This window comes from Anaerohalosphaeraceae bacterium, assembly GCA_037479115.1.
Taxonomy (GTDB): Bacteria; Planctomycetota; Phycisphaerae; order Sedimentisphaerales; family Anaerohalosphaeraceae; genus JAHDQI01.
The window spans coordinates 47,091-56,707 of sequence record JBBFLK010000021.1 but is presented as its reverse complement, the minus strand read 5'-3'; the positions used below and the strand labels follow the sequence as shown (position 1 = coordinate 56,707).

At 52.2% G+C, this 9,617-nt stretch carries 6 protein-coding genes; 4 read left to right on the top strand and 2 right to left on the bottom strand.

Going from position 1 to position 9,617, the window contains the following annotated elements; genetic code table 11:
- Together WHS88_10175 and WHS88_10170 are read right to left on the bottom strand one after the other, a co-directional pair.
- The coding region (locus WHS88_10175; GenBank protein ID MEJ5260545.1) for an AAA domain-containing protein at positions 1 to 1,508 on the bottom strand (1,508 nt) is incomplete at its 3' end.
- A gap of 104 nt (positions 1,509 to 1,612) precedes the next feature.
- The gene (locus WHS88_10170) at positions 1,613 to 3,049 is read right to left on the bottom strand and encodes a sigma 54-interacting transcriptional regulator (protein ID MEJ5260544.1); all 1,437 of its coding nucleotides are present in this window, start codon (positions 3,047 to 3,049) and stop codon (positions 1,613 to 1,615) included.
- A 213-nt stretch (positions 3,050 to 3,262) separates the two neighbouring features.
- Here WHS88_10170 and WHS88_10165 point away from each other — a divergent pair, with 213 nt between their 5' ends.
- From WHS88_10165 to WHS88_10150, 4 genes are read left to right on the top strand one after another with little or no spacing between them, the layout of a single operon-like run.
- Positions 3,263 to 4,639: a radical SAM protein gene (locus WHS88_10165; GenBank protein MEJ5260543.1), complete on the top strand. Its 1,377-nt coding sequence runs from the start codon at positions 3,263 to 3,265 to the stop codon at positions 4,637 to 4,639.
- Positions 4,640 to 4,650: 11 nt separating this feature from the next.
- Positions 4,651 to 5,040, top strand: coding sequence for a hypothetical protein (locus WHS88_10160; protein ID MEJ5260542.1), 390 nt, complete (start codon positions 4,651 to 4,653; stop codon positions 5,038 to 5,040).
- Between the two features lie 42 nt (positions 5,041 to 5,082).
- Positions 5,083 to 6,117 carry an alpha/beta hydrolase gene (locus WHS88_10155; GenBank protein MEJ5260541.1) on the top strand — a complete coding sequence of 345 codons (1,035 nt, stop codon included), beginning with the start codon at positions 5,083 to 5,085 and terminating at the stop codon, positions 6,115 to 6,117.
- Positions 6,114 to 9,605 (top strand): acyl-[ACP]--phospholipid O-acyltransferase, encoded by a 3,492-nt coding sequence (locus WHS88_10150; GenBank protein MEJ5260540.1) that lies wholly within the window; start codon positions 6,114 to 6,116, stop codon positions 9,603 to 9,605. The genes WHS88_10155 and WHS88_10150 overlap by 4 nt, the downstream gene beginning before the upstream one ends.
- The last annotated feature ends 12 nt before the right edge of the window (positions 9,606 to 9,617 follow it).

Genomic DNA, 9,617 nt, shown 5'->3' with positions numbered 1-9,617 from the left:
CTAGCTAATTTAAGCCTGTTTTCCTTTTTTGCTTTGCTTTGCAAGAGTTCATTTAGTTCGCCTTCAAGCTTTCTGATTTGTTTTTGAGATTCTTCATTGTTCCATCCAGACTCTTTTTGCTGAATTTGGGAAACACTATTTTTCAGACTTTGTACTTCTTCCTGTCCATGTCCCAGAAGACTTACACAAAGGTCCTTGATTTTCTCCGGCAAAAGACCATGTAAAACCTCCAAGGCCCTTGGAGCCTTCGCTGTAATAAGAATTCTCTGTCCATAAGCGAGCAAATGGCAGATAAGATTGGCAATTGTTTGGGATTTCCCTGTTCCAGGAGGCCCCTGAACCAAAATGCCTTGACTATCTTTTATTTTTTCGGCTATAGAACGCTGCTGCTCATTGGAAGGAAGTGGAAAATACAACCGATTGTCTGCGATTTCAGACGGCTTCTTACTCGCTCCGCTTTTGGATTTTATCTGACTCTCCTGAAGCCCAATCAACTTTTGTAGGTTTTCCGGGATTTCTTTGTTATTCTCAATGTGTTTCTTTATTTGCTCCAAATGTTCATATATTGCAAGCAACTTTCGTTTTCGCAAAATAAGTGCTGGAGCAAATAAGACCTCTGGATTAGAAGGAACTGGCCCCTCAGGAATTGATAACTGCTCGGTATAAATCCCCCTGCCTTCTTTTCCAAGGACGTTTGCTATACTTGTTAAAACATTTCGAATAAGAATTTGTTCCCACGGATTTTCTTCCAATTCCTTGACTATGTTTTCAAAGTTTTGAGGCATTAGAGGTTGGTAAACATCCAGAGCCTCCAGTTCTAAATATACTTTTGTATCTTGCTCGTCCGCGTGTAAAACAAAAGTTCCTGTCTTTTCATCAAAATCGAGAGATGCCTTCAACGCTAAAAGATGACGCTCTACACTTCGGCCGTCAGGCAAGCGCCAACGCAGCAGCCCCATTCCTACAACCAGCTCATATTGTTCACCTAACTGTCCTAATTCTATGTAAATTTCAAATAGTTTTTTATAAACCTTATAGATCCTTTTCCATTTCTGATGCTTTTCCTGCCAAGGACGCCAATTATTTTCGATATATTTTTTCCACAACTCTAAAACTTCAGGAAAGTCTCTTAAATACTTCACCTCAGTTTTTGTCAGAAACTCTCCGTCTATCCCTTTTTCCTGATAAACATTGGTAATTGAATCTTTCAAAATCGGCTCTTCGTCAGATTGATTTAGCGTTTCTTCCCTAACCCACTTTTCACAGGATTTTGGAATAGGCGGAAATGGCGGTTCCTTCGGCTTTTTAATCTCAAGCCATATTTCTGGAGTTTCCTCTGAATAGCCCCATGCTTGTGTAAAACAGCCTTCTTCCTGAGGTATCTCCGAAAACAAAAGATAGTTCGGATAATCTCGATAATCTGTAATATGAGTCAGATTAAGATCGATCAACTCCTTGAGATAGTTCATTAAGGAAATGGCTTTCCTCTTATAAGCCTCTGAAGTCATAAGCCCCTGCCTTCCCCAAAATAAAACTTATACCCTCTTTACGTATGTTTTATATAACAATTAAAATGTTGTTTTTCAAGACTCCTTCGCAGATTCTTTTGCCCTCACCCTCCTTCCACGTACCGTTTCACCGTCCGCCGGTCCAGTCCCGCCGCCTTCGCCGCTTCCCCATAGCTGCCGTACCGCGCATAAAGCTCCCGGCAGTACTGCCGCACCACCTCCTCCGCCGTCAGCGGCCGCCCCTCCGTCCCCGCCGCTCCCCCCGCCCCCGGCTCATAATCCCCACGCAGCACCACCCGCCGAATGCACTGCGCCAGCTCCCGAACATTCCCCGGCCACCCATACCCCCGCCCCAGACGCTTCTCGATCACCTCCAGCACCCGCCCCACTATCCCCTCATCCGCCTGCCCTACTATCTGCCCCACAAAATGACGCACCAGCGACGGCAGTTCCTCCTCGCTTTCCTCGATTCGCTCCCTCAGCGACGGAACCCGTATCACATCCGCACAAAGCCGATAATAAAAATCCTCCCGAAACCGACCCCGACGACGCAGCACCTCCACCGGCTGATTCGTCGCCCCCACCACACGCCCCAAAAACATCCGCTCCTGATGGCTGCCCACCGGCCAGTACCGCCGCTCCTGCAGAACGCGCAGGAGCTTCACCTGCACATTCGGCCGAACCTCTCCAATCTCATCCAGAAAAATCGTCCCATGCCGGCCGCACAGCGAAAGCACACCCCCGTAATCCGCCACCGCCCCCGTAAACGCCCCCTTGGCATGCCCGAACAATTCCGACTCCAGCAGCGTCGGCGTAAACTGCGCCAGATTCACCTCCACCAGCAGCTTCGTGAACGGAATCACAAAGCAGTTCTTCGCCGCATCATACGGAATATATCCAGACCGGCCGATGGCCGCCGCCGCCGCTCCCTTGCCGCTGCCCGTCGGCCCCTCCAGGAGCGTCGAAAAATCCTCCATCTTGTCCCACAGATACCGCTCATACAGCCGAATATCCTGCGTGAAAATATGATTCCACAGATGCATCCGCAGCCGGCGCATTGACGCACTGGGCCCAATCAGCATCCGGCCGATCAGATAATACGCCCGCCGTATCTGGTAAAACATCGACAGGCACCGCACCGAATCGTCCTCGCTGAATCCCCGCTCCTGCAGCTGCTTGAGAACCTCCGGCGCAAACCAGACCTTTACATTGTGCTCCTCCGTCGTCGCCTGCTGGGCAATCAGCTTATCAAACGCCTCCGCCCACTGATGATAAATCACAAACAAAAACACATACTTCATCAGGTCCCGGTCCGACCCTTCAAAATCCTCCAGCCGACACCGTTTCCCGCGGTCCAAATCCGCCAGCCGCTGACGGGTTAAACGGATTTCTTCATCCAGAACCTCCGACCTCGGTTTCGAAGAATCCAACCCCGTAATCCGCTGGTCGATTGCCTCCCGGTCCGGACTAAATGGATTCGAAAAGGTGGCTTCTGTCACCAGATTAAAGAATTGTCTATCTTTATTTATTAGTTTTCTCATATACATTTTATGTATATCGTGTATACATTTTTTGTCAATCATAAAACATAAAACAAAAATCATCCGCACGAAGAAAATTCTGTATCCTTTTTGTTCATAATTACTTAAGCCAAAACTCACTCTGTGGCACACTCCTTGCTTATTATACTCTACAGACTGCGTCGAAATTCATAACTCATTGAAATACAAAAGTTTAGAAAGGAACAAAATCTTATGAAGATACTCCTGATTTCTCCGGCATCGGGCTGCTGGCGCAAGGTCGGCAGAAGGAAGCTTTTCAACGGCAGGACATTCCGTTTCTCCATGCTTTCTCTTTTAACTCTCGTCAAATTAAGCCCTTACGACGCTCAAATCACGCTCATCGACGAGCAAATCGATGATGTACCCCCGGACACCGACTTTGATTTGGTCGGCATCACCTGCATGACAGCCACTGCCCCTCGTGCTTTCGAGTTGGCTGACCACTACAGAAAGTATAACATCCCTGTTGTCCTCGGCGGCTTCTTCCCCACCCTCAACCCCGAACTGGCCCTGCAGCATTGCGACGCCGTCGTCATCGGTCCTGCGATGGACGCCTGGCCGAAACTCCTCGAAGACCTTCGCGCAAACCGTTTGCAAAAAAGATATTACGGAAATCCAGCCGGGCAGGCCCCCGCTTCTCTCCCGCGTCATCTCCTCGACAAAAGCAAATACTCCACAACCTATGCGACGTATGCCACAATGGGCTGTCGAAACCGCTGTAAGTTCTGTTCTATCGGAACCTTATATAAATCTCAGCATTACGGCCGCCCCATCCCCGACGTCATTGCAGAAATCCGCTCCTTTCCCTCCCGTTTCTTTATGTTCGTGGACGACAACCTCACCCAGAACCGCGATTATATCCTCAGTCTATTAAAAGAGTTAGCACCGCTCAAGAAAAAATGGATTACCCAGGCCTCCATTGAAATCGCCGACGACCCAGAGCTGCTGTCCTGGCTTCAGAGAGCCGGCTGTGTCGGCCTTTTCATTGGGCTGGAATCCTTCAGCCAGTCCACCTTAACCCTTACGGAAAAAGGATTTAACGTTCCTTCCCTTTACAAAAAAGCCGTCGAAACCATCCATCGATACGGCATCTTTGTCGAAGCGGGCATCATCTTCGGCTTCGACACTGACGATGTTCATATCTTCAAGTCAACACTGAACTTACTGGAAAACATCGGCATCGACGCCATTCAGGCTTCCATCCTCACTCCTCTGCCCGGCACCCCGCTTTATGAGGAACTCAAATCCCGCATCATCGACACGAACTGGGAACATTACGACTATCGTCATGTCGTTTTCCAGCCGAGACTTATGTCCCCCGCCCAGCTGCAGGCCGGCACCGACTGGGTCATCCGCAAGTTTTATTCTCCCTGGCGGATTTTCAGGCGCACCCTTCGCTGGCTTGCCGCACCCAGCGGTCTGCAAAACTTTATTTATCCCTTTGTTCTGAACTGGGCCTACTTCGGCCGTGTAATCACGTTCAAAATAAAAGGGTATAACCCGGCCTTACACCCTCTTCCCTTTGCTCCAAACCATATCGTAAAACTCCAACCAAACCTTCTCACATAGGAGTCTGCAAAATGGCAATTTGGAACACATTTTCTCTTCTCTTCGGTTTCGCAGCCACCGCCGCAATCATTTTGGGAAAGTCCCCCTGGACTGTACAAGAAATACTAAATCATTCTGTCGAATTATTCTGGTGCCTAAGTCCTTATGCAGCATTCGGTTTGCTCAATCTCTTTTTTATAAAAACAAATTTCGGTAAAATCCTCGTTTCCGCATCCATCTTTTTTGTCGTTTGGGGTTCCCTTTATCTCTACTCGGATAGTCTCTATATCCACTCAGACCCGCAAAGCCCCCTTCTTCTGCTTTTCATTCCGCTCTATCAAAACAGTTTGGCCCTCCTGATTTTCCTGATTTGTTCCAGTCATCTTTTGGCTATGAAAACAAAAGAAAAAGTCTTCAAATAGTTTCAAATCGTTTATGATAGGCTGATCGGATTGGAAACTCTTATGCCGCTTCTAACCAGCAAACGTAAAAAGAATCAAAAAGAGAGAAACGACAGCGGGCTCCCGCTTCTCGAGCCGCTCGAACAGGTCCATCCTGTCCACTGTTCCGAACAGGCCAAGGCCTACTTTGCTCATTACGGCCTCGACTGCCGGGCGGATATCGAGCATCTCTTCGGCTCCTTTGTGTCGGGCCCCTATCAGCTGGCCGCCCACATCTACCGGCCCGCCCGTTATGAAGCCGCCGTGATTCTGCTTCATGGGTATCTCAGTCACAGCGGCCAGCTGCGGCATCTGCTGTCCGCTCTGCTTGAGAATCACTTTGCCGCCGCCCTTTTTGACTGGCCCGGCCACGGCCTTTCCACCGGCCCGCACGCTTCCATCAACCATTTCGAGGAGTACACCATCGCCCTGGCTGACTTTCTCCAAAAGGTCCGTGCCCGTCTTCACGGCCCCTATTTCGCCCTCGGCTTCAGCATGGGGGCCGCTGTGCTCACCGATGCGCTCCTGACCGGTTCGGTTTCATCCCTCGAGCGAGTCATCTTAGCCGCCCCCCTTCTCCGCTGGACCGCCTACAACCTCTCCAAACCCCTCTGGAAGACCGCCCGCTGCTTTACAGACCGCATTCCCCGTATCCAGCGGAAGAACTCCTCCGACCCCGAATTCCTGTCTTTCAATCGAACCGGGGATTTTCTCCACGCCCGAGTCGTCTCCCTGCAATGGGTCAAAGCCCTCTACATATGGAATGACAAGCTTCAAACCCTGCCGCCCTCCGATCGGGACATCCTCATCCTTCAGCCGCAAAAGGATAAAACGGTGGCCTGGCCGTACAACCTGAAAATCCTCCAAAACAAGTTTCCCGCCGCCCAAATCCATATGCTCCCCGGTGCCAGGCACGAGCTGTTCAATGAGGCACGCCCTTATCGTCAGGCGGCCATCCGGGCTGTTCTCGATTATTTTTCCGGAAAAGAACCGTTTCTTTTTTCCCAAAAACCGGTAAAAATAGGATTGGAGAACAATCAAAAATCTGAAAACCCATGAAACCGAAAGAAACAAACATCTCCGTCCAAGCCGGCGGCAACCATCTCAGCCGCTCGTTTCTGTGGCACAATGCCACCCAGTTTCTGGGCGCCTTGAATGACAACCTGTATCGCTGGCTGATGGTCCTTTTTCTGATTGGACTGTTTGGACGAGAAAAAGCCGCACAAATCGGCGCCTGGGCCGCCGGAATCTTTGTCATCCCGTTTCTTTTGTTTACACCCTATGCGGGCATCCTGGCTGACCGCTTCAGCAAACGCAGCATCATCGTTCTGGCCAAAATCGCTGAACTCATTATCATGGCACTTGGGCTGCTGATGTTCCTGTTCAAAAGTGCTTACGGGCTCTACTTTGTCCTGTTCCTGATGTGCACCCAAAGCGCTTTCTTCGGCCCCTCCAAATACGGCATCATCCCCGAACTGGTCCGCCCTGACCAGCTCTCCAAGGCCAACGGGTTTCTCGAAGGGATGACCTATCTGGCTATCGTGCTCGGCAGCGCCGCCGCCCCCATTTTCATCCTGACTGCAAACCGCAATTACCCGCTGGCGGATACGGCGTGTATCCTTGTGGCCGCTGTCGGAGTTCTCACCAGCCTTCAAATTGAAAAAACCCCCGCCGGCGGAAAAACCGTCTCGGCCTCCATCCTGTTTTTTAAAGATATCTGGCGAACCGTAAAAGCCATCCGTTCTGAAACCGCTTTGCTGGTCGCCATGGCAGCAGCAGCTTATTTCCTCTTTCTCGGAGCCTTTGCCCAAATCAATCTAATCCCCTACGGCCTGGAAATCTGCAAGGCCAGCGAGGAACTCAGCGCTCTGCTGTTCGTTGTGGCTTCCCTGGCAATCGGGCTGGGCTCCTACCTGTCCGGCAAGCTGTCCGGCCGTTCGATTGAATTGGGGATTGTTCCCATCGGGGGCCTGATGATGGCCGCCGCCGCCATTGCACTCGGTTTGGTGAATCCCAATTCCCATTCCCCGCAGAACGCCAAAGAAATGTTCGCTCAAAATCCCGGCATCTTCTCTCTGACCTTTCTGTTCGGACTGGGAGCCGGTTTGTTTATCGTACCCGTCAATGCTTTCATTCAGCTCAAAGCCCCTGCCGCCATTCGCGGACAAGTCCTGGCCGCCTCCAAATTTTTCAGCTGGGTCGGAGTCCTGCTGGCCTCCGTTTTGGTCAATCTCTGCACGACAGTCCTGAAAATCAGTCCCAGCTGGATGTTTCTTCTCTTTGGACTGCTGACACTGGTGCTGGCTGTCGGCGCCGTCATTCGTCTGCCATACCCGCTGCTTCGATTTCTGGCCGCCGTACTGACCCGACTGCTCTACCGCCTCCGTGTTTTCGGCGCCGAACACATCCCCGCTTCCGGCCCGGCACTCCTTGTTTCGAACCATGTTTCCTGGGCCGATGCCGTGATTCTGATGGCTTCCCTGCCGCGTCCTGTCCGTTTTCTGATGGACAAGTCTCTCTACCAAAAGAAAGGGCTTCGCTGGCTCTTTCGGCTTGTAAAGGCCATTCCCGTCAGTCCCTCCGACTCACCCAAATCTATCTTTGAATCCATTGGACAGGCCCGGCGGGCCCTTCAGGACGGCGAACTGGTCTGCGTCTTCCCGGAAGGCGGCATTACCCGAACCGGCCAGATGAACCGCTTTCGGCCCGGATTTGAAAAAATTGCCCAGGGGCTCGATATTCCCGTCATACCCGCCTACCTGGGGGGAATCTGGGGCAGCATCTTAAGCCACTATCACGGACGGCTACTGTCCGCCTGGCCCAAAAGACTGCCTTATCCCGTCCAGGTTCATTTTGGAAAGCCCCTGCCCGCCGACGCCTCCGCGGAAGAAGCCCGCCAGGCCGTCGCGGAACTGTCCTGCGATTACTTTGAAAGCCGAAAACCCCATCGAATCAGTCTGGGCGAAACCTTTGTCCGCTGCGCCCGCAAACATTTCCGCCGGCCTTTTATCAGCGACATCAGCGGCAAACGGCTCACGTGGGGCAAAACCCTCATCGCCGCCGTCCTTCTGCGCGACTATCTGAAAAACCGCACCGCCGACCAGCCCAACATCGGCATCTTTCTGCCGCCCTCCGTCGGAGCCGTCTGTGCCAATCTGGCCGTCGCCCTGCTCAACAAAACCGCCGTGAATCTCTCTTATGCCGTCTCCCTCTCAGACCGCCAATTTATGATCGAGCAAACCGGCCTGAAGACCATCCTCACCAGCCGTCTGTTTCTGGAGAAGATAAACATTTCTCCGACCGCCCTGCCCGGTGCGTTATTCCTCGAAGACCTTCTGACCCAATTTACGCCGGCACAAAAACGGCTGGCCGCCCTCAAAGCCCTGTTTTGCCCGCGACGCCGTCTGGCCTGTGCGGAAAACTTCGACCCGGACCAGACCGCCTTCATCCTCTTTTCCTCCGGCAGCTCCGGCAAACCCAAAGGCATCCTTTTGAGCCACCACAACATCCTGTCCAACCTTGAAGGGGCTTTGATGATTTTCCGTACACTGCCCCATGACAAACTCTGTGCCGTTCTGCCGCTGTTTCATTCCTTCGGCCTGACCTGCACGCTGTGGCTGCCGATTCTGGCCGGGGTGCCCGTCTGCTTTGTTCCTAACCCCCTCGACGCCAAAGCTGTCGGCCAGACCGTCCGCACCGAAAACGCCACCCTTCTGTTCGCTACTCCCACGTTTCTGCTGAATTATATGAAACGCTGTGAGCCGGACGATTTCAAGACACTGCGGTTTATCATCGCGGGCGCTGAAAAACTGAAAATCGAACTTATCGAGGAATTTGAAAAGAAATTCGGCATCCGTCCGCGCGAGGGCTACGGAACCACCGAATGCTCCCCGCTGATTGCCATCAATGTCCTGGATGTCGAAGTTGCCGGCGCCCGCCAAATCGGCACCAAAGAAGGCTCCGCCGGACACCCCCTGCCCGGCATCGCCGTTCAAATCCGCCATCCGGAAACCGGCCGGCCCGTCCCCGTCGGACAGCCCGGACTGCTCTGGGTCAAAGGCCCCAACGTGATGAAAGGATATCTGAATCTTCCCGAAAAAACCGCCCAGGTCCTTCAGAACGGCTGGTACAACACCGGAGATATTGTCACGCTCGACTCAGACGGCTTCATCACCATCACCGACCGGCTCAGCCGCTTCAGCAAAATCGGCGGGGAAATGGTCTCCCACCTGACGATTGAAGAAACCTGTCTGAAACTTCTTCATCTGAATGAACCGCTCGTGGCCGTCACCAGTCTGCCCGATGAGAAAAAAGGGGAACAAATCGTCCTGCTGTATGTGAAAGACAAAGTGAATCCGGAAGACCTTTACGAAAAACTGGCGGAAAGCGACCTGCCCAAACTCTACCTTCCCAGACGCGAAAATATCATCGGCATCGACGAAATCCCCCGTCTGGGCTCCGGCAAGACGGATATCCTCAAACTCCGTCAGCTCGCCAAAGAATACAAGGAAAAACACGCCGAAAACCCTGACAATCCCTCCCGCTGAACTGCCTCGCAG